The organism is Polymorphospora sp. A560, from assembly GCF_045781765.1.
GTDB classification, from domain to species: domain Bacteria; phylum Actinomycetota; class Actinomycetes; order Mycobacteriales; family Micromonosporaceae; genus Polymorphospora; species Polymorphospora lycopeni.
Genome location: NZ_CP122282.1, coordinates 1,289,284 through 1,313,303 on the forward strand (window position 1 = coordinate 1,289,284; position 24,020 = coordinate 1,313,303).

Annotated in this window: 20 protein-coding genes; 7 read left to right on the plus strand and 13 right to left on the minus strand. The window is 71.5% G+C overall.

Going from position 1 to position 24,020, the window contains the following annotated elements:
• Positions 1-39 precede the first annotated feature (39 nt).
• From QCD66_RS05955 to QCD66_RS05965, 3 genes are all read right to left on the minus strand, one after another.
• The gene (locus tag QCD66_RS05955; protein ID WP_375733046.1) at positions 40-1,248 is read right to left on the minus strand and encodes a TIGR02678 family protein; all 1,209 of its coding nucleotides are present in this window, start codon (positions 1,246-1,248) and stop codon (positions 40-42) included.
• Positions 1,245-2,798 (minus strand): TIGR02677 family protein, encoded by a 1,554-nt coding sequence (locus QCD66_RS05960; RefSeq protein WP_375733045.1) that lies wholly within the window; start codon positions 2,796-2,798, stop codon positions 1,245-1,247. The genes QCD66_RS05955 and QCD66_RS05960 overlap by 4 nt, the downstream gene beginning before the upstream one ends.
• Positions 2,799-2,948: 150 nt before the next feature.
• Complete coding sequence (locus tag QCD66_RS05965) at positions 2,949-3,212, minus strand: hypothetical protein (RefSeq protein WP_375733044.1); 264 nt, start codon at positions 3,210-3,212, stop codon at positions 2,949-2,951.
• A 3-nt stretch (positions 3,213-3,215) separates the two neighbouring features.
• Between QCD66_RS05965 and QCD66_RS05970 the strand changes: the two genes are divergently transcribed.
• Both QCD66_RS05970 and QCD66_RS05975 read left to right on the plus strand, forming a co-directional pair.
• Positions 3,216-4,532, plus strand: a complete 1,317-nt coding sequence (locus tag QCD66_RS05970) for a hypothetical protein (RefSeq protein ID WP_375733043.1) — start codon at positions 3,216-3,218, stop codon at positions 4,530-4,532.
• Between the two features lie 653 nt (positions 4,533-5,185).
• A complete protein-coding gene (locus QCD66_RS05975) occupies positions 5,186-5,314 on the plus strand; it encodes a hypothetical protein (RefSeq protein WP_375733042.1) in 129 nt (42 codons plus the stop codon).
• Between the two features lie 255 nt (positions 5,315-5,569).
• On the opposite strand, the gene QCD66_RS05980 is transcribed toward QCD66_RS05975, so the two are convergent.
• Positions 5,570-7,120: an ArnT family glycosyltransferase gene (locus tag QCD66_RS05980; RefSeq protein ID WP_375733041.1), complete on the minus strand. Its 1,551-nt coding sequence runs from the start codon at positions 7,118-7,120 to the stop codon at positions 5,570-5,572.
• A 122-nt stretch (positions 7,121-7,242) separates the two neighbouring features.
• Here QCD66_RS05980 and QCD66_RS05985 point away from each other — a divergent pair, with 122 nt between their 5' ends.
• The 4 genes from QCD66_RS05985 to QCD66_RS06000 all read left to right on the plus strand — a co-directional run bounded on the left by QCD66_RS05985 (position 7,243) and on the right by QCD66_RS06000 (position 9,633).
• Positions 7,243-7,659 carry a hypothetical protein gene (locus QCD66_RS05985; RefSeq protein WP_375733040.1) on the plus strand — a complete coding sequence of 139 codons (417 nt, stop codon included), beginning with the start codon at positions 7,243-7,245 and terminating at the stop codon, positions 7,657-7,659.
• Positions 7,660-7,847: 188 nt separating this feature from the next.
• Positions 7,848-7,982 carry a hypothetical protein gene (locus QCD66_RS05990; protein ID WP_375733039.1) on the plus strand — a complete coding sequence of 45 codons (135 nt, stop codon included), beginning with the start codon at positions 7,848-7,850 and terminating at the stop codon, positions 7,980-7,982.
• 87 nt (positions 7,983-8,069) lie between these two features.
• Positions 8,070-8,606 (plus strand): hypothetical protein, encoded by a 537-nt coding sequence (locus QCD66_RS05995; RefSeq protein ID WP_375733038.1) that lies wholly within the window; start codon positions 8,070-8,072, stop codon positions 8,604-8,606.
• 67 nt (positions 8,607-8,673) lie between these two features.
• Positions 8,674-9,633, plus strand: coding sequence for a GNAT family N-acetyltransferase (locus tag QCD66_RS06000; RefSeq protein ID WP_375733037.1), 960 nt, complete (start codon positions 8,674-8,676; stop codon positions 9,631-9,633).
• Positions 9,634-9,668: 35 nt separating this feature from the next.
• On the opposite strand, the gene QCD66_RS06005 is transcribed toward QCD66_RS06000, so the two are convergent.
• The 6 genes from QCD66_RS06005 to QCD66_RS06030 all read right to left on the minus strand — a co-directional run bounded on the left by QCD66_RS06005 (position 9,669) and on the right by QCD66_RS06030 (position 20,083).
• On the minus strand, positions 9,669-10,916 hold the full coding sequence (locus QCD66_RS06005) for a DUF2201 family putative metallopeptidase (RefSeq protein ID WP_375733036.1): 1,248 nt from the start codon (positions 10,914-10,916) through the stop codon (positions 9,669-9,671).
• Positions 10,913-12,151, minus strand: a complete 1,239-nt coding sequence (locus tag QCD66_RS06010; protein WP_375733035.1) for an AAA family ATPase — start codon at positions 12,149-12,151, stop codon at positions 10,913-10,915. The genes QCD66_RS06005 and QCD66_RS06010 overlap by 4 nt, the downstream gene beginning before the upstream one ends.
• A gap of 88 nt (positions 12,152-12,239) precedes the next feature.
• Positions 12,240-13,628, minus strand: coding sequence for a hypothetical protein (locus QCD66_RS06015; protein WP_375733034.1), 1,389 nt, complete (start codon positions 13,626-13,628; stop codon positions 12,240-12,242).
• Between the two features lie 187 nt (positions 13,629-13,815).
• The gene (locus QCD66_RS06020; protein ID WP_375733033.1) at positions 13,816-14,640 is read right to left on the minus strand and encodes a hypothetical protein; all 825 of its coding nucleotides are present in this window, start codon (positions 14,638-14,640) and stop codon (positions 13,816-13,818) included.
• A 203-nt stretch (positions 14,641-14,843) separates the two neighbouring features.
• Positions 14,844-19,181: a discoidin domain-containing protein gene (locus QCD66_RS06025; protein WP_375733032.1), complete on the minus strand. Its 4,338-nt coding sequence runs from the start codon at positions 19,179-19,181 to the stop codon at positions 14,844-14,846.
• A gap of 386 nt (positions 19,182-19,567) precedes the next feature.
• Complete coding sequence (locus QCD66_RS06030; RefSeq protein WP_375733031.1) at positions 19,568-20,083, minus strand: GNAT family N-acetyltransferase; 516 nt, start codon at positions 20,081-20,083, stop codon at positions 19,568-19,570.
• A 46-nt stretch (positions 20,084-20,129) separates the two neighbouring features.
• Between QCD66_RS06030 and QCD66_RS06035 the strand changes: the two genes are divergently transcribed.
• Positions 20,130-20,732: a helix-turn-helix domain-containing protein gene (locus tag QCD66_RS06035; protein ID WP_375733030.1), complete on the plus strand. Its 603-nt coding sequence runs from the start codon at positions 20,130-20,132 to the stop codon at positions 20,730-20,732.
• A 33-nt stretch (positions 20,733-20,765) separates the two neighbouring features.
• Here the strand turns inward: QCD66_RS06035 and QCD66_RS06040 are convergent, their stop codons facing one another.
• The 3 genes from QCD66_RS06040 to QCD66_RS06050 are packed head-to-tail and all read right to left on the minus strand — an operon-like array spanning position 20,766 to position 24,003.
• A complete protein-coding gene (locus QCD66_RS06040) occupies positions 20,766-22,088 on the minus strand; it encodes an aspartate aminotransferase family protein (protein ID WP_364218052.1) in 1,323 nt (440 codons plus the stop codon).
• Positions 22,085-23,056, minus strand: coding sequence for an alpha-ketoacid dehydrogenase subunit beta (locus QCD66_RS06045; protein WP_375733029.1), 972 nt, complete (start codon positions 23,054-23,056; stop codon positions 22,085-22,087). The genes QCD66_RS06040 and QCD66_RS06045 overlap by 4 nt, the downstream gene beginning before the upstream one ends.
• Positions 23,053-24,003: a thiamine pyrophosphate-dependent dehydrogenase E1 component subunit alpha gene (locus QCD66_RS06050; protein ID WP_375733028.1), complete on the minus strand. Its 951-nt coding sequence runs from the start codon at positions 24,001-24,003 to the stop codon at positions 23,053-23,055. Before QCD66_RS06050 ends, QCD66_RS06045 begins: the two co-directional genes overlap by 4 nt.
• Between the last annotated feature and the right edge of the window lie 17 nt (positions 24,004-24,020).

Here is a 24,020-nt window from a genome sequence, read left to right on the forward strand (position 1 = left end):
TTCCTCTGGTCGGTGGATCGTGTCGGTGGTACGCGTCGGTCAGCGGGCGGAGGCCCTGGTTTCCCGGAGGGTCGGCTCCGCCAAGGCATAGCGCGCGATCGCCGGACGGGCGACGACCAGCGGGTCGTCGGCCGGTTCGACGCAGACCAGCTTGAGCGCGCGCAGTGCGTCCAGTGCCGTGGCGACCAGTTCCACCTCCGCCCCAGGATCGGTGGCGTGCTTGCGCCAGTACGACCGGTGCTGGCGCGCCAACTCGCGGGTGTGCCGGTGCAGCTCGCTTACCCGTAGCCCACCCCCGCCGGCCGCTGAGATCCGCTCCGCCAGCAGCAGCGTCAGGTGGCTCTGCATTCCCTCGGCCGGCATCCGGACATCCGTAAGCTCGTCGGCCGGGTCGACCATCGCGACGCCCTCGGCCCGTACCTCGCCGACCAGCCCGGTCAACTGGGTGATCCGGTTCAGGATGGCGAACCGCTGACTGGTCAGGTAGGCGAACTCGGCCTCGGTCAGTTCGTCGTAGTACACCACCGGCTGTTCGAGCAGCAGCCGGGTGAGCCGGTGCCGTAGCGTCCGGTTGCGGGCGTCCTCCACGTCCGGTACGACCTCGACGGTCAGTGCCGCCAGCCGGTCGGCGGGCGCCGGGGCACCGACCATCGACGGGCCGCGGGTGCTGGCCAGCAGCCCGGCGATCACCCGCCGGTTCACGTCGTAGAGCACGTCCCCGCTCGTGCCGAGGTAGGCCTCCTCGTCGCCGGCCACTCGACGCAGCACCCCCCAGTGCAGCAGCAACCGCACCACGGCCACCATGTCGGCCCGGCGCTCCCGCCGGTCCAGGGTGAACGTGAAACCGGTGGCGGCCAGCGTCGGGTCAGCGGCGGCCAGGACCACGTCCTCCGCCAGCCGGCCCAGGGTGATCTGCCCGTCGGCGCGTTCCAGCGCGGCCAGGGCGAGGCAGGCCAGCACGTACCGTTGCCGGGAAAATGGGGTCCTGGCCTTCGGATCACGGGCCGGATGCGTGTGGTCGTACGGGTCCGCGGTCAGCTTCATCAGCCGGATCGTCTGCGCGTCGGCGGTCAGCCGCCAACCCGTCTCCCGGTCGAACCACTCCCGCAACTCCGACGTGTACGTCCGGACCAGCCGGAACTCCTCGTCCGGAGTCAGCCCGGCGACCAGCAGCGGGCGGGACAGCAGCAGCCGGGCGGCCCGCTGCGACCGGCCCAAGTCGCCCTCGGCAGACTCTCGGGCCCTCATCCGGCCACCTCGACCGGGGCGAGGTCGATGATCTCGACGAGATGCTCCGGGCCGGTGAGTACCCCGTCGGCGGTGACGATCCGCACGGGGGGTGCCCCGTCGACGCGGACGAGGCGTATCCACAGGGTGCCGTCGGAGGTGGTGGTGGTCACCTCCGACACGTCCGGTCGCCGGGCGGCCAGCGCGTCCCCCAGCAACTGGAGGAAGAGCCGGAACTCGGCGGTGTCCAGTTCACCGAGGCGGGAGAGCATGACGGGGCCGGAGGTGACCAACGACGACCGGGCCCGTGCCGTTTGCGCTGTCTCCCGCTCGGCGCGTTCGGCGAGCAGCCGTCGCTGCTCGGACCGGTCCAGGACCCGGGCCGGCGAACCCCGCCGCTCGTACGACCCGGTCTTGCGTAGTCGGGGACTGATCTCCAGCCGGGGCGCCTGCGCCCACGGTGTCGCCGCCGGCACCGGCCGTTGCTCGACCGCGGCCAGGGTTTCCGCCGTGACGGTCAGGTGACGAACCGGGGAGAGGCCGAACGCGGTGTGCCACAACCGGTGCGCGGACTCGTCGTCGGGGGCCTGCGCGAACCACAGCGCCAGGCAGCGGAAGTCGGCCGACCGGTCCGACCGGCCGGCCCGGCGCTCGTTGATCGCCGCGACCGCGCCGAGTAGCTGTCGGATCGCGTTGATCGCGGCGGTGCGCAGCAGCCGCGCCTGGGACTGTCGGCTGGAGTCGCCGCTGACGAACCAGTCCCGTAGTCCGTTCCAGCGTTGCTGCCAGGCAGCCCGTGCCTGCCGTACAACCTGGTCGTCCGCGTCGTCGCCGGGCGCGGCGTCAGCCGCCTCCCTACGGGCCACGGTGTCCAGCAGTGGGTGCACCCCGGTCGCCTCGATCTTGTGGGCCAGGTTGGCGATCTCCGCGCCCCGGTTGGCGAGATCGGCGATGAACCGCTCGATATACGCGATCAGCTGTTCCTTGTACGCGAGAAAGGCCGCCACGTCCGCGTCGGCGAAGTCGACGGCCCGCCGCAGCGACGCCATGAACGCCTGCGCGTTGTCCGCCAGCCCGGTGAACCGGTCGACCAAGCTCATCATCAACAGATGAGTCTTCGCCGGGTCGGGCGAGGACCCGGCCGCAGCCTCGGCGGCGATCCCCAGCAGAGCGCGCAACTGGTCGGCGATGTCGGACAGCGCGACCGACTGCAGGGCGCCGCGCCGGCCGATCGCCTCCTCGTAAGTGGCGATCGCCTGCTCGGCGGCGTGTCCGTGCGCGCTCAATTGATAGAGGTAGCGGGCGCGATGGAAATCCTCCACCGTGGTGACCCGTCCGGTGTCCGGGTCGGCACGCAGATTGCCCCATTCGGCGAGCTGTGCCAGCGCCGCCGAGACGCTCTCCAGCGACGCCCCGGTGCCGATCTCGGCCAGTACGTCCTCGGGACGCAGGTGCACGGTGAAGCGACGCTTTGCCCGAACGAAGGCGTTCAGCACGTCCCGGTACAGCCTGACGTTCTGTGCCTGCAGGTGCGCGAACGGCTGGGCCGCAGGAGCGGTGCCGGTGGACATTCACCCATCATCGCAGAGTCCTCCGCGGCGACCCTTCGGCGCTGCATGTGAGCCCGCACCTCGCGACCAGGCCGTGGCGCTCGGTCCCGACCGCGCGTTCCCGCCGGATACCCGGTCGGTGGTCGCGTTCCTCCGGCCGCACCGCGCCGGCTACCGAGCCGAGTTGGCCCGCGCCGTCACGGCGGCGCGGGCCACCCGGTCCGCGAGACGTTCGATCTGCCCACGCAGTTCGCTCAACGGACCCGCCAGATCCAGCCCGTGCGCCATGACGCGGACGCCGCTGCCGACGAGCCGGTACTCCCGTTCCGGCTCGTGGTCGGTCGCGTAGACCAGGTGGCCTTCGGTAAGCCCCTGAGGTTGTTGTTGGCGTCGCTGCCACCGCCTATGGTGGATGCCAGTTTCGGGGAGGAACAAGACGTGACCACTGATAACAACGCGGCGGTGCCGGTATGGACACTCGCTACGGAGGCCGTGAGCGTGCCGGACGTGCTAGGCGATGAGTGCATGACACCGGATCGACTCGCAGAATTGCGAACAGTGCTGGCAACACTTGCGGATTCCCCCATCGCCACCCTGGAAGCGCACCCGGTGTCAGCCAAACGCGATCGGAACGGCGGAATTCCGCTTCATGCCGCCAGTCCACTCGCTCAGCAATTGTCGCACCTTGTGACTCAGACAGCGAAGTCGGCGCCTCCGACGGCGAACGTCGCCGCTACCGGTGACGTGCTCTACCGAATGGTCGTACCGGCAAAGGTCGCCGCGCAGGTCGGTAAAGGACTTGTCCGGCCCATGGCTTCGAAGGCAGCCGCAGGAGGTATTCGCGGCGCGCTGGTCAACTCCACTGGCCGCATAACGGCTGCTTCCACGTTTGTACCCGTTGCCGGCAAGGCCGCTGTCGCGGGTGCGGCAACCGGCTCGGCCACCACAGCTGGTGTGGCCGCGGCCAGCGCCGGAGCGTTGACGGTGGCCGCGCCACTTGTCCTGATGGCCGTCGCGGTCGGCGTCAGCGCCTACGCTGATCAGCAGCGTCAGAAAGCGATCGAGCGGATCGCCGACCTCCTGGAGCAGTTACAGGAAGACAACCTCGAGAACGAACGCAGCGAGTTGGACGGTTGTCGTGACGCGATCGACAAGGCGACGTCGCTTCTCCTCGACCAGGGCAGAATCGGCCTGTCTCTAGGACTGGATTCCTCGTCGTACGCGATCAGCAGGGCGATCGAACGAACCAAGCGTCGGCTTATGAAATGGCAAGGTGTAATAGCTGCGCTGCCCGAAGGTCCGGTTGAAGTCGGCGCATTGACGAAGTCCTTCCCTGGTATCAACGAGGAAGGCGGCATGTTCCGCGCACACCTGGAACTCGCACGACTCGCCATTGCTCTCAAACGCCGAGTGCTCGTGCTTCAAGCGGTCGAACACGCGCAACTGGTGGAAACGAACAATCCGTTCAAAAGTTTCATCGGCACGCTACGCGACGACGAACGTCGTGTCGACGAGTTGGAATCAGGCATCAACTCGGTCCTACTCCGACTGTCGACTCTCGAGTTGAAGCGTTACAGCGGTATCCGAAAAATCATGTTCACGCCGGGCGAGGTCGACGACCTACTCAAAACCGCATATCGCCTTCGCGCCCTGGGCGACGGCCTCAACATAGGATCCCACCAAGCCGACGTTGCGATCGAGATCGAACGAAGCAGCGACGGATCGCTCGTAGTGTTCCCTGCGGTCGCCGCCTAACGCTGCAAGTGAGGGAGCGCGCGGGCGACGTCGGCGAGGGAGAGCAGCCCGTCGTGACCGTGGAGCCACCACAGCGCGCCGGCGGGACCGAGACCAGTCTGCGCGGCGTGGTCCCGGCTGGCGGTGGCCACGGGTACGTACCGGTTGTCGTCGCCGAGGCGTTGGTGGAGGTGATGGGCGCGTCGGGCGGAGTGGAGCCAGATCAGGACGGGCCAGCGCGGGCCGCCGTATGCGAGCAGACGGTGGTAGCCGGCGAGTTTGCGGAGCAGTTCGTCGTACTCGAGGAAGAACGGCAGCCGGTGGCACTTGGCGCGCCAGATGGCGTCCCGTCGGGGTGGATGGGGGCGGGGTAGCCGCGTAGTTCGACGGCGGAGTCCGGGGCGGCGAAGGCGCCGGGTTCCCGCAGAGTGCCTCTGACCACACTGGTCCACCGGCTGTCTGTCGGTTGGAAGGCGGTGGGACCTCCGATTCCCGAGCCGGGAGCCCATCCCCGATATCCTGCCCTGAGCCTCGAACGACGTGCTGCTCAGGATCTACGCGAAGCGCCCGGACGGCGTGACGCTGGCCCGGCGGGTACTGGAGGCGATCGCGCTGGCTCTGGCGGACAGGCCAGCGCGCGGCTCGTTGCCCGGCTAGGGGCGAACGTGGGCCGGATGAGGCTGCCACAGTTGGTCCGCGCTCTGCCCGAACCGGCCGTCCGTTCTCCGACCGCCCGCCTCGATCTCGCTCGGGGGCAGGGCGAAGGTGAGCTGACCGTCGCCTACTCCGGCACCGTCCGCTGACGACACACCCGGTCGCTGTCACTGATGGTGCGCCGACACTGCCCACCAGAGTGGGGGCCGGGCACCGGACGGCGGTAGCCGACGCGCTGTCGGCCCTCGGCCTTACCCAGGCGGAAGAATAGAGTGGGTCCGATCAGTGGCCCGGGTTGGTTCACGGTCTCCGGGGATGTGACCTGGGGGGATTGCTCGCCGACATATGAACTCCCGCGACCCCGTTGGACCGTTGAGTCGATCGTGACGAGCTACTGCCGGCGATCAGCCGGCGTGGCGTACCTCGGCCTGCCAGACGTCGGCCCACGGCCGGCGCAGCCCGACGCAGAGCCAGATCGGGCCACCGTTCTCGTCGTTGTCGACCTCGACCCGCTGGTCGACACGGCCGGCCAGGTTGACGGTGGTGAACCACTGTTGTAACTGGTCGGGACGGTTCCAGCCAACGGCGATCACCACGTCGGCGTCGGCCGGAGGGCGGCCGAAGTCGGCCATGCTGTTGTGTCCGGAGTACGCCGGTGGCAGGCCCCGCGCCGGACCGTAGCGGGCGACGGCGCCGGCCTCGCCGTAGTTGGCGGTGAGGATCACCGCGCGCTGTCGCTGCTCGGCGGGGAGTGCCTGGTGCACGGCGGCGAGGGAGTCGGCGAACGCGGGCCAGCCGATCGTCTCGCCCGCGTCGTAGTTCACGTCGACCACGAAGCCGGGCAGGCGGTCGGCGGGCAGGGTGGGCAGCAGCAGCACGCCGTTCGGGGCGACGAACAGCAGCGCACCGGCCACCAGCAGCGTCCGACGCAGCACGCTGGCGCGGCGGGTGGCCCAGGCGGCGGTGACTATAGCGCCGGCGGCGGTGAGCACCAGTAGCAGTGGGGCGTCGTAGTAGCCCTTGCCGCCGGCGAGCAGCACCACGGCGACGACCACCAGCCAGGCCCAGGCCAGCGCCCGGTAGGCCCGCCACTGGGGGCGTCGCAGCAGCGCCACCAGGCCGGCGATCCAGATGGGCACGGCGTAGGGGCTGATGATGACGAACTGCAGGGCCAGTGCGTCGAGCCGCCCACTGTAGGAGCTGTCGCCGCCGGAGATGGATGCGGCCACGGACAACTGCGGGAAGCCGTGCGTGGCCTGCCAGACCAGACTGGGCGCGGCGAGCAGCAGGGCGACGCCGAAGCCGGCGAGCACCCACCGGTCGCGCAGTAGCCGGCGGGGCCCGGCGATCGCCACCCCCGCGAGCAGGCCGACGCCCAGCAGCGCGGGCAGCAGCTTGTTGAGCATGCCGGCGCCGAGCACGAGCCCGATGCCGAGTGCCCAGCGGGTGTCGCCGGTGCGCAGTAGCCGGGCCGTGCACAGCGCCGCGGCCAGCCAGACGAGCATGTCGACGGTGGTGGTGCTGAGCAGGTGGCCGCTGGCCAGCACCAGGCCGGAACTGCCGGCGAGGAACGCCGCGAAGGTCTGCGCGCCCCGTCCCGCTCCGAACTCGTGGGCGAGCGCGGCCACGAGCAGAACGCACCCGCCGGCAATGAACGCCGACGGGGTACGCAGCGCCACCAGGTTGCCGGGCGCCACGGCATCGACGAGCCGGGCCAGGGCCGGCACCAGTGGGCCCTGGTCGACGTAGCCCCAGTCGAGGTTCCGGCCGGCGATCAGGAAGTAGAGCTCGTCGCGGTGGTAGCCGTAGCGGTTGGAGAGGACCAGGAGCGTGACGATCACCCCGCTGGCGACCAGCCAGGGACCGTAGGCCCGTGGACCGGGAGCGGGTGGGGCGCTGGCCGGTCCGGGCTCCTCACGAGATGGGCGAGCCAGGTCGGCGACTGATTCGGCCATGTTCCCATGATGGCTGCCAGCCTGCTCGGCCGCTGCCCCAAAACGTCCTGTCGGCAGTCACGGATCGGCCCCGGTCGAGAGTCCCGCATAGCCAGGTACCCACGGACACGCCGGAACACCGGGTGGTGTTCCGGACGTTGCCGCCGGGGATGCCTCGCCGGTTTCCGGGCTACGACCTGACCCGGCTCGTCCTCGCCGACGCGGGCGAGCCGGATACCCACGCCAAGGTGCTGCCGGAGCCCGAGATGAGCGAAGCGGGGCTGGGGGTGCTCGCCGACTTCGCGGCCGAAACGGCCAGGAACGGCTGGTTGACCATGGAACCTATCCCGGACGATCACCCGCTGGCGGGTTCGCCACTGATCGAGGACCACGTGCGGGTCGGACTCACCGGGGAGGGCGGCGTCGCGAGGAAGAACTCCGGGCGAGCCGGAGCGGGAACGGCGGGATCGATAGACGTCGGCCCCCGGCCGTCGCCGGTGGGTCGCGATCGGGCGGCAGGTACGGGACAGGACGTTTCAGTATCGCATGTGAAGATTTAGGTGTGTCCCCTTTCCTGACAGCGTTCGGGTTGTTTCTGGGAGGCTGTTTTGTCGGGGCAGGTCTCCTGGCCCTCGTGACCGGTGCGGCGCCACCATTCCCGGGGGCGAGTCGGGGCTTTGCTGTCTTGTGCCTGCTCAACGGACTGGGGCTCACCCTGGTGCAGGTTGCGGCACACACCACCGGTGCCGTGGCACTGATCTCCATGGCCATCGCGATCGGGAGTATCTGCCTGGGCATATCCCTGGTGACCCACGACGCCCTGATGTCCTGGGACAAGGCCCGAAACTGGGGCAAGGGGCGGAAGCGGAACTCGGCCGGCTGACGTTGGCACTCGCCGGTCACCCATGACGGTCGTCCGGCGCGGAGACACCGGTACGCTCGGCCGTACAGTCGATCTTGTGGAGGACCCGTGGCCGCCGACTACTCGCCGGTTCCCGAACTCAATCTGCTGAAGGCGTTCCAGGACCGTGTCGGGTTCGGTCAGTATGCCGACGGCTTCGGGCTTTTCGAGTACGACGACACGTCCGGGCTGGCGGCCGGCTGGTCGGACGATCCCGACTTCCTCGACCGGCTGGTGCCGTTCGCCCGGGCCACCGACGGCGGTTCGTTCTACGCCCTGTGGCGGATCGACGACCGCGCCGACCTGGCGAGCCTGCCGGTCGTCGTCTTCGGCGACGAGGGCGGCCAGCACGTCGTCGCCCGCGACCTGCGGGAACTGTTCCGACTCGTCGGCTACGACTGCGAGATCACCGTCGGCTGGGACGACGCCTACTTCTACCGCGGCGACGACCACGAGCACCGTTCCGGCCACGCCGACTACGTCGCCTGGTTGGCCGAGCACTTCGGGTTGACCCCCGCGGACGACCCGGACGCGGTCGTCGCCACCGCCCGGGACGAGTACGGCGAACGGTTCGAGAACTGGTCGGCCAGCTTTCTGCCCGAGTGACGACGCCGGGCCGAGCTCGAGCGAAAACCGAATGCCGACCGGGCCGCGCGTGTATACCGTGCCGGCCATGTCCCTAGAGGTTCGCCCGCTCGAGGCCGCCGACCTGGCCGGCTGCGGCGTGTTGCTGGCCGACCGGCACCGCCGCCACCGGCTCGCCCAGCCGCTGCTGTCGCCGCGCTTCGAAGACGCCGACGCCGCCGTCGCGGAGTTGACCGCCGTCCACGAGACCGAGGACGCGTCCGGCGCGGTCGCGTTCCGGGCCGGCGTACCGGTCGGATTCCTGCTCGGCGCCCCGAAGACGTCGCCGCTGTGGGGGCCGAACGTCTGGGTCGAGGCGGCCGGGCAGGCGGTCACCGACGCCGAGGTGATGCGCGACCTGTACGCCGTCGCCGCGACCCGCTGGGTCGACGAGGGCCGTACCGCGCACTATGTCATCGTGCCGTCCCATGACGAGGACCTGGTCCGTGCCTGGTTCCGGCTGGGCTTCGGCCAGCAGCACGCGCACGCCATCCGACCGGCGGAAAGGCTGGCGCCGGCCGGAGGGGTGTCGGCGCGCCGGGCCACCCGCGCCGACATCCCGGACCTCGCCCGGCTCGACCTCGAACTGCCACTCCACCACGGCCTGGCCCCGACGTTCTCGGCCGGCCGGGTCGGGACGGTCGAGGAGAGCCTCGCCGACTGGGAAGACGACATCGGCAACCCGGAATACGCCACCTTCGTCGCCGAACGCGACGGCAAGGTGATCGGCTCCGCCATCGGGTGCGCGCTGGAGAAGTCGAGCAGCCACCTGAGCCTGGCCCTCCCGGACAACGCCGGCTTCCTCGCGTACGCCGCGGTGTATCCGCACGCCCGGGGTGCCGGCGCCGGCCGGGCGCTCGCTGAGGCCGTCATCGACTGGTCGGTCGACAGCGGCTTCGACAGCGTGGTCACCGACTGGCGGGTGACCAACCTGCTGTCCTCGCGTACCTGGCCGAGGCTCGGCTTCGCCGAGACGTTCCTCCGGCTGCACCGCACGGTCGGCTACTGAGCCCGCCGCCCTACCCGCCGCTGCCGGCGGCGGGTTCAGCGCGGCTGGGGGCCGATGGTGACGACCCGGGCCCAGTTCGGCGGCGTGTCCGGTACGTAGTCGGGATCCTCCTCGTCCCACGCGGCTCTGTGCCGGGGAAACAGGCCCACCACGGTCCGGCACGGCGGCTGTCGGTCCGGCCAGGGGGTCTGCCCGTCGGTCAGCGCCACGATGACGTCCGGCCGGGGCGTCGCCCGCAGCGCCCTGGCGAAGCCGGTACGCAGGTCGGTGCCGCCGCCGCCGACCAGCGGGATGTTCTCGGCGCGGCACACCGGGCGTACCAGGTGGGCCGCGGCATCGCACGACAGCACGGTGACCAGGTCGCGTCGACCGCCCAGTGCGCGGGCGATCGCGGCGACCTCGAGCAGCGCGCTGCCGAGTTCGGCGTCGCTGACCGACCCGGACGTGTCGACGACCACCGAGACCCGGGGTGGCCTGCGCCGCAGGCTCGGCAGGACGATGCCGGGCAGGCTGGTGGACCGTCGCGACGGCCGGCCGTACGTGTAGTCCTCGCCCGCACCGGCGCTGGAGGCGGCCGAGCGGACCGCCGCCCCCAGCAGGTCCCGCCACGGCTGCGGCGGGTGGAACGCCTCCTCCGCCCAGCGTCGCCACCCTTTCGGGGCGTCACCCGGTTGTCCCGTGAGGCCCTGCGCGACCCGGAACCGGACCGCGTCCCGTTCCTGGTCGCTGAGCCCGTACGCGCCGGCCGCCCCGAGGTCCCATTCCCGTTCCAGCCCGTCGGCGCCACTGCCACAGTCCAGCCAGACCAGGCCCTGGGTGTGTGGTCCGAGCCGGAACATGGTCAGGTACTCCTCCATCAGCTTCCCCTCGGGCAGCCTCAGGAGAGCCGGGTCGACGGCGCCTTCGGGGCGGACGAGTCCGTCGCCGTACACGTCGTCGTTGATCTCGCAGTCGGCCGCGATGTTCATCCGCAGCCGTTCACCCCGGCCGGTCAGGCCCTGTTGCGACGCGATCCGGTCGCCGCGGCCGTGGTGGTCACGCAGCAGGTGCGAGACCTCGTGCACCCACACGCCGGCCAACTCCTCGACCGGGGTGCGGTCCACGAACGCCGGCGACACGTAGCACCGCCAGTGCCGGTCCACCGCCATCGTCGGCACCCGCCGTGACTCCACCGGATGCAGGGCGAACAGCGCCGTCGCCAGGTACGGCCGGACCCGGGCGGCGTGCAGCCGGGCGGTGAAGAGCTTCTGGAGGTCGAGTGCACCCCGTACGGCGGCGGTCATCGGCCGCTCCCGACCGCCGCCGCGACCCGGTCGGCGCGCCGGCTCAGCGACACCACTCCGGTGAGGCGCTCGATCGCCGCCGGGACGTCCCAGTCCGGCTGCCGCAGCGCGGCGAGCGTGGTCGCGGGGACGACCACGAGGTCCGGGGCCCCGGTCTCCAGGGCCCGTACGAGAAGGTTCCACGCCGCGTCCCAGCGGGCCCGGTCCGGACGCTCCCGGACCGCCGCGACCACAGCGTCGAGTACGGCCTGGCGCAGGTCGCCCCGTTCGGGCAGTTCGGCCGTTGCCGGGGCGGCCAGCAGCGTCTCGGGATCGGGAAGATCCATCCGGTCCAGGCTGGCGAGCAGTTCGAGCCCCGGCCCGTCCCCGACGGTCCCTCTGACCAACAAGGACAGGACCTCCCGCGAGGACCCGGCCGCGGTGGCGAACGCGATCAGGCACAGCGCCATCTGCCAACTGCGCGGTGACGGCCAGGGGCCGCCCCGGCGGGCTTCGTTGTTCGGCATCTGGTGCACCAGCGCGGGGCGGCCGGTGAGGAGCCCGCACACCGCCCGGCGGGCGTACGCGACCGCCTCGGGCAGCCGCTGCGGGGCGAGCCGGGGCAGTGCCGCCCTGGGCCAGGTCCCGCCGAGGCCGCGTACCACCGTCTCGTGCTGGTAGGTCCACTGCAGGTGGACGAACCGGTTGGCCAGGGGCGCACTCAGCTCCCAGCCGTCGGCCGCGGACGACCGTGGATTGGCGGCGGCCACGATCCGGACACCGGCCGGCAGCCGCAGGGCCCCGATCCGCCGTTCGAGTACGACGCGGAGCAGGGCGGCCTGGACGGCCGGCGGCGCGGTGGACAGTTCGTCGAGGAAGAGCAGTCCCCGCCCGGCGCGGACCAGGCGTACGGCCCAGTCCGGCGGGGCCATCGGGACACCCTGCACCGCCGGGTCGTCGCCGACCACGGGCAGGCCGGCGAAATCGGACGGCTCGTGCACGCTGGCGATCACCGTGGTCAGCGGCAGGTCGAGGGCCGTCGCGAGCTGGTTCAGGGCCGCCGTCTTGCCGATTCCCGGCTCGCCCCACAACAGCACGGGCAGGTCGGCGGCCACGGCCAGGGTCAGCGCCTCCAACTGGATGTCGGGACGCGGCTCGGTGGCGGTGTCGCGCAGGAGGGCGAGCAGGTCGGCGGCGACATCGAGTTCGGTGTGGTGGGGCGTCGCCGGGGTGATGGACGGGTTGGAACTGCGCATGTGGGATCACCTTGGGGTTCGAGTCGGGGCGGCAGCGGTCGCGCCCGTGCCGGGTGGAGATCGGAAAGGTGGGGGAGCGGGCCTGCGGTCAGCGGGGCAGCGCGTGCCGCGGGTGGGTCCGGCACTCGCGACGCAGGCGGTGCTGGTCGGGTCGGCGGGCCAGGGCGCCGATGCGTCCGGCGAGTCCGGCCCGGAACAGTCCGTGCCTGACCCGCCGGAGCGCCGCGGTCTCCAACTCGTCCCGCAGGGCACCGGGGCGTAGCAGCGCGTCGGGTCCGAGAACGGCCTCGACGACGGCCAGGGCACCGGCGGTGTCGCCGTGGTCCAGGCGGGCCCGTACGTCGACGAGGCACTCCGGGTGCCGGTGGGCGTCGTCGATCGCCTGTAGGCAGGGCAGTGGGGTGCCGGTCAGCGCGGCCAGCAGTTCCTCACGGCGGATCTCGGCCGGGTCGTGGTCGAGCGGGACGAGTATGCCGTCGACGAGGCCGATCCGGTGCCGGGCGCCCCGGCACTCGACGAGCCGCGGAACGTGGTCGCCGTCCGCTGCGTGCGCGGCGTCGGCCGGTGGCCGATCCGGTACGAGGGCCTGCGCGACCAGCGGGTGCAGCCGTTCGGGCCCGATCAGCCCGGCGCGCAGCAACGCCAGGTCGGGTAGCTCCCAGGTCGCCGCGTCGGGCAGCACCGGAAGCCCGCGGACGTGGCCCCCGGCGGGCGCCACCGTGATCCTCGGTCCCGGCGACCCGCCGGTGGTGTTCCCGACGGTGGTCAGGTCGAGGAGCAGCCGGCGCCGGGCGCCGATCCGTACGGCGACGGTGCCGGTGGTCCGGCCCTCCGCGCGGAGCAGCAACCCTGCCTCGTCCGCCCACCGGTCCGTCGCGTAGCCGTGGCCTGGCGGCACGAACGGTTCGACAGCGAGATCTTGGTCGCCGGGACACCGGTCCGCGCCGGCCCGGGTTCGCAGTTCACCCGCCCGGCGCGAGTCCCAGAGGTGGCGGTGCAGGTCGAGGCGGAACCGCCGGTCGGGGTGCGGACCCCGGCCGGCTCCGGGCCGGGACCCGTTCCACAGCGTCAGGCTGATCCGTTGGCCGGCGTCCGCCCAGGCCGGGGGAGTCCGGGCCACCAGGTGGACCGGGTCGCCGTCCGCGCCCTCGGCCGGGCCGTAGCGGGTCAGGGAGATGGTCAGGCCCGGTCGGAGCAGCCCGTCCGGTGCGACCCTGGGCATGTGCCAGCGCAGCAGGTCGGGAGCCAGTTGACGGAGGTCGGTCCGGATTCGCGCCGCGAGTTCCTGCCCGTGGGCGTGGGCCACGGAGCGAAGACTCAGGTCGACATCGACGCGGGCGGCGGCGCACGCTCCGGCCCAGTCGCCGACGGCACGGCGGTCGGTCGCAGATCTGATCATGGACGGCGGGACGGCGAACTCGCGCACGTGCCGCCAGACGAGAAGACGGGAATCCCGGTTCGCGGTAGATGGGTGCATCAGCACTCACCTTGTGCGAACGGGGCCCCCAATCTGAAAGAGGAGGTGTTCATCGGGGGCAGCGTACAACCGCCGCACCCGCCACGCCAGACATGGGGCGGCCGGATGCCGGAACCGCTCCGGGCAGACGCGCCACGAACCCGGGGTGGGCACCCGGTCCGGGTGCCCACCCCGTCGCCGGAGAGCGCTACGCGGCCCGGGTGATCCGGCCGATGGTGACCGGGCGGTCGCTCACCGGGCGGTACGTGCTTTCGTTGACGCCCCACCAGTGGCCCAGGATCGTGCCGGCGCTGTCGGTGCGGAACACCATGTGCCCCTCGCCGAGGCCGTCGTATTCGGCGGCGCCGACCGTACGGCTGTCCCGGAAGTCCTGTGGGATGCTGCCCGCGACGCCGTGCGGTTCGCTGGTGCTGTCGAGGACCCGCACCGCCCATTCGATGGTGGCCGGGTTGTTGTCCATGTCGTACGGCGTACGGCCGGCGAAGTACGCGGTGTGGCCGGTGGCCGCGCCGGAGCCGCCGTTGTACCTGATGGCGATGATGTCGCCGACGAACGCGTCGGTCAGCTTGCCGACCTTCTTGACGTGCGGGACGGTGCCGGCGTTGATCGCGTTGTGGTACTGCGCCGAGGTGGGGCTGGTGCTGCCGAAGTGGGTCTGGAAGAAGCTGTTGGTGGCCCAGTCGGCGCCGTACGCCCGCTTGAGCGAGAGGGTGACCATCGGCGCGCAGGTGGCCGTGGCGGTGTACGTCGACGGCGAGCCCGGCGTCCCCCACACCATGGCGCTGGACCCGTTCGGGTTGCCGTTGGCGCCCGGATAGTAGTTGCGGGCGGCCTGGCCGGGCCAGGACAACGCCCCCAACTGTGTCCTGACCTCGTTGGCGGCGATGTAGCCGTTCGCGAAGTAGAAGTCGAAGACGGGGCCGGCGGCGGCCGGTACGGCGGTGGCGGCGGTCATGGCCGCGACGGCGACGGTGGTGGCGATCGCGGTGCGGGCGGCACGAAGCGACGACATGGCTCGAACTCCAGACTGTGGTGGGATTCGGGGCTGGTCGCCCCGGGCTGTCCGGTGTCCATGCTCGCCGCCGCGCCACCCCGGACTCTTCCGGGAAATCCCTAGCGCCGGGGGAATGACGTGACCGGCCATGCGCCCCCCGGAGGAAGCGCATGGCCGGTCGGTTCCGGCGCCGACCCAGGCGGGCCGGCGCCGGAACCAGATCAGCTACCGGTGATCGTGAAGCCCGATCCCGGCTGGATCACGATGTTGCCGTCGGCCGAGTTGGTGATGGTCACGTTCGTCAGCCGGGCGCTGCCGCGGGCACCGCCCATCGCCAGGATGCCGGCCCCGTTGTTCGACTTGTCGATGCGTACGTTCGTGATCGCGACGTTCGGAATGGACCCGCCGCCGGTCTTGAACTGGATGCCGTCGTACGTGGAGTCGTGGATGTCGGTGTCCCGGATGGTGACGCCCGGGATGTCCAGGCCCGCCGCGAAGAGCGTGATCGCGCCGAACTCCTGGTCCTCGTTCCAGAAGGCACCACCGGTGCGGTAGAGCCCGTTGTTGGCGATCAACGTCTGCCCGGAGAACGGCAGCGGGCTGTGGTCGGTCGCCAGCATGATGCCGGGGTAGTTCATGGTGTCGTAGACCAGGTTGTTCTCGATCTTGTTGTCGTAACCGCCGTAGATGGCGATGCCGTTCGCCCGCCAGGGCAGCTGGATGGTGTTGTTGAGGAACTGGTTGCTGTGTCCGATGTCGACTGACGTGTCCTTGACGTACGGGTTGGCCCAGACCGCCAGGGCGTCGTCGCCGGTGGTGCGGAACGAGGAGTTGAAGACCCGCGAGTTGCGGGTGCCGTTGGAGAAGTTGATGCCGTCGGCGTACGTGTTGCGGATCCGCATCCCGCTGAACTCCAGCCCGTCGCCGGGGTTCCACAGCTCGGGGATGTTGCTGTAGTCGCGGCCGACCCAGGCGCCGACGTTGGCGTGCTCGATCCAGACGTTGCTGATCCGGGTGTTCTTGCCGAACCGGCCGTTCAGGCCGACGCCGCCCTCGGCACCGCCCGGCCCGCCCCGGATCCGGCCGGAGCCGAAGATCGCGATGTCGGAGATCTGGGTGTTGTCGTCGATGTCGAAGCCGAAGTTGCCCTCGTGCGGGTGGTTGATGCCGCCGACCACCAGGTGCGGCTCGGTCAGCGTGTAGAGCTGGGAGTGCCACATCCCGGCGCCGCGGATGGTGACGTTGCGGATGCCGACCTGGTTGTGGGTGCCCCGGTTCAGCGGGTCGTCGGTCAGGATCTTCTGCTCCTGCCGCCACTGGCCCGGCGGGATCCACACACAGCTGATGACACCGTTCTGGTCGTCGGTCACCGCCCGCTGCAGCGCGGCGGTGTCGTCGAGACCGTCGTTGGGCACCGCGCCGTACTCGGTGATCGACGTGCACTCGGCCGGCTTGCTCGACGGCGGCGCCACCTGCTCCAGGTCGACGAAGTCGATGATGTAGAAGGAGGCGGTGTCACCGGCGTCGCGCTGCAACTTGAACCGGGTGCCGGGCGGGTACGACTGCCCCAGCAGCGCGTTCGACTCGTCGAACAGCCGCCGGGCGTCGGCCTGCGGGGTGTTCGTCAGCCCCTCCGGGTCGTCGGTGTTGCCGTACAGCCAGCTGTGCCGCGACGACAGGGTCAGCTTCCGGTTGAACGTGCCGTTGACGTAGAGGCTGATGGTGGCCTCGATGCCGCCGCCGTTGGCGGCGTCCGGGATCGAGTTGCGGACCACGATCGAGTTGGCCTGGTTGGTGGAGGTGAACTCGACGAACTGGCCGGTGCTGTTGAGCCGCACCGACTCGCGGCCGGACGACTCGGTGGCGAAGTTGGTGTGCCCGAAGGTGCGCAGCGGGTCGGCCTGGAGCAGGACGCCCTGGTAGTTGGCGTCCTCGGCCTCGTACGACACCCACGGCACGGCCGCGCCGCGGCCGACCACGATCGACCGGGTGAGGGTGTTGTTGCCCTCGTTGGTCTCGGTGACCGTGCTGGTGGCGTCGGCGGTCGCGGTGATCGTCGCCCCGCCGCTGGTCGCGGTCCAGGTGCCGCTGACCGCCACGTTGACCGTCGTGCCGGCGGCGACGGCCGGGGTGGTGCCGTTCAGCGTCGTGCCGCCCACCGTCAGCCGGGTGACCGTGCCGGCGGCCGCGCCGGTGGTGCCACGGTTGTTGACCGCGACGGTGAACGAGACCGCCGCGCCGACCGCCGGGTTCGGCGGGTTGGACGTGATGCCGAGCACCTGCAGGTCGGGTCCGGGCGCCTGGGCGACCACCAGCGGCGTCGGGTTGGCGGCGCTGTTGTTGCCCTCGTTCTGCTCGACGACGGTGTTGGCCGGGTCGACCCGGGCGCTGACGGTGTAGGAGCCCTGGGCCAGGGTGCCGATGGCCCGGCTGACCGGCAGCGAGCCGCCGGCGGCGATCGGGCCGATGTCGGCGCTGGCCTTCACCACGCCGCCCAGCAGGAAGTCCAGCCGGGTGTTGCCGGACACCCGGTCACCGGTGTTGTTCACCGTGGCGGTCAGGCTCAGGTTGGTCGTCTCCGACGGCGACGCCGGGGTCCACGACACGTTCGTGACGGTCAGGTCCGGGTTCGGCGCCGGGGTGCCGCACACTTCCAGTTCGGCCACCTGGCCGGCCGGGGCGCCGCTGTTGGAGTTGAACCGCAGTTGCACGTCCGCGGTGGTCGCGGTGACCGGGACGCGTACGACGTTGTTGCCCTGGACGAACTGGTAGTTCGCGGCGGGCACCAGGCTGGTGTACGTGGTCGCCGCCTGGTCGCGGCCGAGGATCTGGAAGTTCTGGGTACGGGTGCCCCAGGACGGGTCCGGGTTCAGCTTCACGGTGACCGCGGTGACGGCGTGGTTGGCGCCGAGCGCCACGGTCAGGTTCTGCGGGTAGCCGCCGCCCCCCTCCCAGTAGGTGCCGAGCTGGCCGTCGTTGGCCTTCTCCGGGGTGAAGGCGAACGTCGACCCGCTCGCCGTCATGGTCTTGCCCTGCGCGACGTTGACGCACGTCGGCGGCTGGCTGCCGGTACGGGTGGTGGTGTTGCCGAACGCGGACAGGTTGCCGGCGCCGTCGCGGGCCCGGACCTGGTAGGAGACGGTCGCCGTCGGCGGCTGGCTGTCCTGGTACGTCAGCACGGTGCCCAGCGTCGCGATCAGGTTGCCGTCGCGGTAGACGTTGTAGCCGGCCAGCCCGCTGCCGCCGGTGTCGGTCGAGGCGCCCCAGGTCAGCGTGATGGTGTTGCCCGAGGTGCTGTGCGACAGGGTGCCCGGCACGGTGGGCGGGATGCTGTCGGTGCCGGTACGGGTCACCGTGTTGCTGTTGCCGGACCGGTTGCCGGCGTTGTCACGGGCCCGTACGTAGTAGCTGACCGTCGCTGCCACCGGCTGGGTGTCGGCCCACGTGGTGACGGTGCCGACGCTGTGCACCAGGGCACCGTTGCGGTAGATGTCGTAGCCGGCCAGCCCGCTGCCGCCGGCGTTGTCGGTCGACGCGCCCCAGTTGAGAATGATCGTCGTGCCGGAGGCGGTGTAGGACAGGGTGCCCGGCACGCTCGGCGGGGTGGTGTCGGTGCCGCCGCCGGGGCCGTAGATCTCGACCTCGGAGAGCTGCCCGGCCGGCCAGGCGCTGTTGGCGGTGATGTTGATCCGGACGTACCGGGTGGTGGTCCGGTTGAAGGTGATGGTCACCGAGTTACCGGCCACGGCCGGGTCGAAGGTGTACGTACGGGAGGCGACCACGTCGGTGAACGTCGACCCGTTGGTGCTGCCCTGCACGCTCAGCGTCTGGGTACGGGTGTTCCAGCCGGCGGTCGGCAGCTTGAGCACGACCCGGTCGACGGCGGTGGCGGTGCCGAGGTCGACGGTCAGCCACTCGGGGAAGGAGTGGTTGGTGCTCTCCCAGTAGGTGCTCTGGTTGCCGTCGACCGCCCGCGACGAGGCGTAGACGTCGGCGTGGCCGCTCTCGGTGGTGGGGCGGCCCTGGGCGAGGTTGGTGGTCGAGCCGGTCGTGGTGCCGTAGACCTCGAGTTCGGCGAGCTGCCCGGCCGGCCAGCCGGTGTTGGCGGTGATGTGGACCCGGACGAACCGGGTGCTGGTCGCCGGGAAGTCGATGGTCACCGTGTTGCCGCTGGCCGGGTTGAAGACGTGGCCCTGCGGCGTGGTGATGTTGGCGAAGCTGACCCCGTCCTGGCTGCCCTGCACGGCCAGGGTCTGGGTGCGGGTGCCCCAGCCCGGCGGCAGCTTCAGCACGACCTGGTCGACGCCGGTGCTGCCGCCGAGGTCGATCTGGGCCCACTGCGGGAAGGCGTTGTTGGTGCTCTCCCAGTAGCTGCCGGCGTTGCCGTCGTTGAGGTTGCCGGCCGGGTTCTGGCCGTTGGTCGAGCTCGCGGCGGCGGTCTTGCCGAGCGCGAGGTTGGGGCCGCCGGCCGCGTGTGCCACGGCGGTGCCTCCCACGGTGGCGATCACGGCGGCCGCGACCGCTGTCGCCACCGCCCTGATCAGAGCGGATCTTCTCATCACTGTCCTTTTCGCTGTCGGGACGGTTCGGCCGGTGGCGCGGGGGCCACGGGCGCGGGGGTGTGCCGGCGCGGGGCCGGGGTGGGCCGCGAACGGCGAGCGGGACCGGATGGTGTTCACGGGCGGGGTGGGTGCGCGGTGCTGGGTGGGCCGGTGGGCACCCCCGGGGCCGGGGTGGGGGCGACCAGCCGGTGCGTACGGCAGCCGAAGGCATCACCGGGCCTTGTCCGGGACGGAGGAGAGGGGCGGCCACCGTGGGTGTCCGCGTGGGAAATTGCGCCAGCCTGCTTTGAAACAAGCATGGCTTTGTTTGAATCTTTCGTTGCTTGGGGGCGAACTTTACCGACGTGCTACGAAGGCGTCAACGGCGTGATGTCGATGGATGTCTAGGGCGCGGTCAGCTCCCGCTGGAGCAGCAGGGTGTCGATCCACCGGCCGTGCTTGAAGCCGACCGCCCGGAGCCGGCCGGCGTCGACGAACCCCAGGCGGCGGTGCAGGGCGGCCGAGGAGGGGTCGCCCGTGTCGGCGATGACCGCGATCATCTGCCGGCAGCCCGCTGCGGTGGCCCGGCTGACCAGTTCCGACAGCAGGGCGGTGCCGATGCCGTGGCCGGTCGCGGTCGGCGCGAGGTAGACGGTGTCCTCCACGGTGTGCCGGTAGGCCGACTTCGGTCGCCACGGGCCGGCGTAGGCGAAGCCGACCACGTCCCCGCCGGCCTGCGCGACGAGGAAGGGGAGACCCCGGGCCGCCAGGTCCCCGTGCAGCCGGGACCACTCGTCGACGGTCGGCGGGGTCTCGGTGAAGGTGGCGACGGTCTGCTCGACGTAGTGCTTCATGATCTCGGCGACCGCGGTGAGGTCGGCCGAAGTGGCGGGGCGGATGGTCGCTGGAGGCGTCGACACGGGCGTCTCATTTCTCTATAGTGAAATGGAACGCTATTATAGTGAAATGCTCGATCTGGTGAAGCTGGGCGCCCGGGTGCAGGAACTACGCCGCGACCGGGGCATGACCCTCGCCGAGGTGGCCGACGCGGCCGAGGTGAGCGTGAGCATGCTGTCCTCGGTCGAACGCGGCCAGAAGGTGCCGACCGTCGTGGTCCTCGCCCGCATCGCCGACGGGCTCGGCACCAGCCTGGCCGACCTCGTCACCGAGGCCGAGCACGTACGCGTCGTCGTCCGCCGCGCCACCGAGCAGGACACGGTCGAGGAACCCGGCGGATGGCGGCGGACCATCGTCAGCCCCGTGGTGCCCGGGGTGAACTTCGAGTGGATACGCACCACCCTGCCCGCCGGCTGCGACGCCGGCGAGTTCCCCGCCTACGCGCCCGGCTCCCACGAGTTCGTGGCGGTCGAACACGGCACCCTGCGGCTGAGCCTCACCGACCGGGTGGTCGAGCTGCGGGCCGGCGACTCCGTCTACTTCGCCGCCGACACCCCGCACGCCTACGCCAACCCCGGCACCGAGCCGTGCTCCTACCACGTGGCGGCACTGATCATGCGACCCCGGACCGCGCGTACCCGCCCGGACGGACCGGCCGACCCGGCCGCCTGACGGCGGCCGGGCACCCGGGCTCGCCGGTGGGCGTCAGGCGCCCGGTTGGTACGCCGCCAACGCCTTGAGCAGCAGGTCGACCAGCTCGCGGCAGTCGGCCTCGCTGATGGTGAGCTGGGGCAGCAGCGGCAGCACCCCGAGCGAATAGCTGGTCAGCAGCCCCTGGTCACGGCAGGCCAGCCGGAACCGGTTCACCTCCCGCACCCGCCACGGCTCGCCGTTCTCGTCGACCAGTTCGATGCCGAGCAGCATCCCCTCGCCGCGTACGGCGCCCAGCCGCGGCTCCGACTCCGCCGCCGCGGCCAGCATCGCGACCAGGTCGGCGCTGCGCCGACGTACGCCGTCGAAGAAGCCGTCGGCGGTGAGGACGTCGAGTACGGCCAGCCCGGCCGCCGCCCCGAGCGGGTGGCCGTCGGTGGTGGAGCCGTTGGGGAAGCCGAGCCGCACCGGCGGGTGGGTCAGCGCGTCGAAGACGTGCGACCCGACGGCGAGCACGGCCAGCGGGAAGTAGCCGGCGCTCAGCCCCTTGCCGAGCACCAGCATGTCCGGCACCTCGGTCAGCCGCTCGATGTACGTCATCGCGCCGACCCGGCCGGCGCCGGTGGTCACCTCGTCGGCGATGGTGTGGATGCCGCGCCGCCGGCACTCGACGATCAGCGTCTCCAGGTAGTGCGGCGGCGCCGGCAGGAACGAGGTGCCGGAGACCGGCTCGAACATGACCGCCGTGACGTGGTCGGTGCCGACCGACTCGATGGCGTCGAGGACCGGCCGGACGCACCCACCGGTGCAGGCGCCGGGCTCGCACGACACCGGCGGCGGGGTGGTGACATGCACGACGTGCTGGTCGACCGGCGCGGAGTAGTCGTGCAGGACCGGCTCGTCGGTCAGCGCCGTCGCCAGCGGCCCGGTGCCGTGGTAGGCGCTGTGCAGGGCGATCACGGTGTGCCGGTCGGTCTCGCCGGTCATCCGCCGGTAGAACCGGGACAGCATCGCCGCCGACTCGGTCATCTGGCTGCCGGTGTTGCCGAACCGGATGTGCCGCAGCGGCGCCGGCAGGGTGGCCGCGAGCGCCGCGGCGTAGTCCACGGTGGACTGCGGCGGGTGCTCGTAGCGCATCACGGTGCCGGACGGCAGCACGTCGAGCTGGCGGGCCATCGCCCGCTTCACCGGCTCGCAGGAGTAGCCGAGGGTGACGTTCCACATCGACGAACGGGCGTCGAGGTAGCGCCGGCCGCCGGCGTCGACCACGTGGCTGTCCGCCCCGCTGACCAGGAACATGTCCGGATCGTTGTCGCGCAGGAACTCGCCCATCGGGGTCAGGCCGTGCCAGACGGCGTACCCGCTGCTTTCGATCATGGGTTCTTCCTCCGCAGGTCGGGGGCGAAACTGTGCAGGGCCGCGTCGACGATCCGGTCCACGTCGGGCAGCAGGGGAGCGAGCAGGGTCGGGCTGACCGGCGCCGGCACCGGGGCACCGGTCAGCAGGTCGATCCGCCCGGGGTCGGCCACCCCGGTCTGGACCAGGTGCAGGGCGAGGTCGGTCATCACCGAACCGGAGCGCGGCTCCTCGTCGACGAGCAGGACCGGCCGGTCCGGCAGGACCATCGCGGCCACCCCGTCGCGGTCGAGCGGTGCCGCCGTACGCAGGTCGACGACCCGGGCGTCGACGCCCTGCCCGGCCAGCCGGTCGGCGGCACGCAGGCAGGCGGCGACCGTGTTGCCGATGCCGACCATCGTCAGGTCGGCGCCGGGCCGGGCCAGCCCGGCGACCCCGAACGGCAGCGCGGCCGGCGACGGCTCGGGCTCGGGCAGCTCCGCCCAGTCCGGGGTGAACAGCAGCGGCGACTCCAGCACGACCACCGGGTCGGGATGGGTCAGCGCGGTCCGCAGCAGGCCGGCGAGCGAGTTCGGCGAGCCGGGTACGGCGACCACCAGGCCGGGGATCCGGCTCAGCAGCCCGTACGGGGCGTGCTCGTGCTGGGCACCGAGGTGCTCGCCGCCCCGGCTGAAGCCACGGACGACCAGCGGCACCGAGAACTGCCCGCCCGACATGTAGCGCCAGGTGGTGACCTGGTTGACCAGCTGGTCGAAGGCGCTGTAGAGGAACGCGATCCGGGCGATGCTGACCAGCACCCGCCGGCCGGTCAGGGCCATGCCGAGCGCCATGCCCAGCATCGCGTTCTCGGCGATCGGCATCCGGACCATCCGGTCGCCGCCGTACCGCGCGACCAGGTCGTCCTGCTGGTAGGTGCAGAACATGCTCATCGTCGGCTGGGCGGTCAGCGCGTCACGGACCGCCGCCCCGATCGGGTGCGGGCGGCTCACCGGGCCGCGCCGATCAGCGCGTCGCCGGTGACCGTGATCCCGGTCGCGGCGGTCGCCGGGTCGGGCCCACCGGCGTCGACCACCCGGCGGATCAGCGCGTCCGTCCCGGCGGCGACCTCGGCACGCAGCGCGGTCAGGTCGGCGGTGATCCGGTCGGCGGCGACGGTGAGCGGGTCGCGGGCCAGCCAGCGTTCGCGTTCGGCCGCCGGGCGGTATTCCGCCGGCGGCCGTGGACCGAGCTGGGAGTGGAAGTGCCGCAGGTAGGTGTGGGCGACCAGCACCCCGACCCCGCCACCGTCCCGGCAGGCGGCGAGCGCGCCGGTGGCTGCCTCGTGCACCGCCTCGACGTCGTTGCCGTCGACCTCGACGTGCGGCAGCCGCAGGCCACGGACGAGTTCGGTCGGGGTGAGGTGGCGTACCAGCGGGCTGGCGGTGCGGTCCTGCCAGCCGTTGTCCTCGCAGACCACGAGCAGCGGCAGCCGCTGCGCGGCGGCGATCATCAGGGTCTCGTACGCGCCACCGGCGCTCAGCGCCCCGTCGCCGCAGAAGACGATCACGGCCCGGCCGGCGCCGTCGAGCTTCGCGGACATCGCCGCGCCGGCCGCGATCGGGAGCTGGGCCGCGACGATCGACGTCGACCCGAGCAGGTGGTTGGCCCGGTCGGCGAGGTGCATCGAGCCGGACTTGCCGCCGCAGACCCCGCCGTCGCGGCCGAGGATCTCGCGCAGCAGCGGCTCGGGCGGGCTGCCGGCGGCGAGGGCGTGACCGTGGCAGCGGTAGAAGCTGACCACCCACTCGTCCGGCCGGCGGGCGGCGAGGACGCCGACGGCGACGGCCTCCTGGCCGGTGTAGGGATGTGTCGCGCCGGGCACGAGCCCCTGCCCGGCCAACCGCAGCACGCCCTCTTCGAAGAGTCGTATTTCGAGCATGGCGCGGTATGCGGACAACAGATCCATGGTGCGGT

Coding starts and splice junctions, on each gene's coding strand:
- QCD66_RS05955 (WP_375733046.1), bottom strand. CDS start 1,248: ATGAGGGCCCGAGAGTCTGCCGAGGGCGACTTGGGCCGGTCGCAGCGG.
- QCD66_RS05960 (WP_375733045.1), bottom strand. CDS start 2,798: ATGTCCACCGGCACCGCTCCTGCGGCCCAGCCGTTCGCGCACCTGCAG.
- QCD66_RS05975 (WP_375733042.1), top strand. CDS start 5,186: ATGAGGCTGCCACAGTTGGTCCGCGCTCTGCCCGAACCGGCCGTCCGT.
- QCD66_RS05980 (WP_375733041.1), bottom strand. CDS start 7,120: ATGGCCGAATCAGTCGCCGACCTGGCTCGCCCATCTCGTGAGGAGCCC.
- QCD66_RS06000 (WP_375733037.1), top strand. CDS start 8,674: ATGTCCCTAGAGGTTCGCCCGCTCGAGGCCGCCGACCTGGCCGGCTGC.
- QCD66_RS06005 (WP_375733036.1), bottom strand. CDS start 10,916: ATGACCGCCGCCGTACGGGGTGCACTCGACCTCCAGAAGCTCTTCACC.
- QCD66_RS06010 (WP_375733035.1), bottom strand. CDS start 12,151: ATGCGCAGTTCCAACCCGTCCATCACCCCGGCGACGCCCCACCACACC.
- QCD66_RS06015 (WP_375733034.1), bottom strand. CDS start 13,628: ATGCACCCATCTACCGCGAACCGGGATTCCCGTCTTCTCGTCTGGCGG.
- QCD66_RS06020 (WP_375733033.1), bottom strand. CDS start 14,640: ATGTCGTCGCTTCGTGCCGCCCGCACCGCGATCGCCACCACCGTCGCC.
- QCD66_RS06025 (WP_375733032.1), bottom strand. CDS start 19,181: ATGAGAAGATCCGCTCTGATCAGGGCGGTGGCGACAGCGGTCGCGGCC.
- QCD66_RS06035 (WP_375733030.1), top strand. CDS start 20,130: ATGCTCGATCTGGTGAAGCTGGGCGCCCGGGTGCAGGAACTACGCCGC.
- QCD66_RS06040 (WP_364218052.1), bottom strand. CDS start 22,088: ATGATCGAAAGCAGCGGGTACGCCGTCTGGCACGGCCTGACCCCGATG.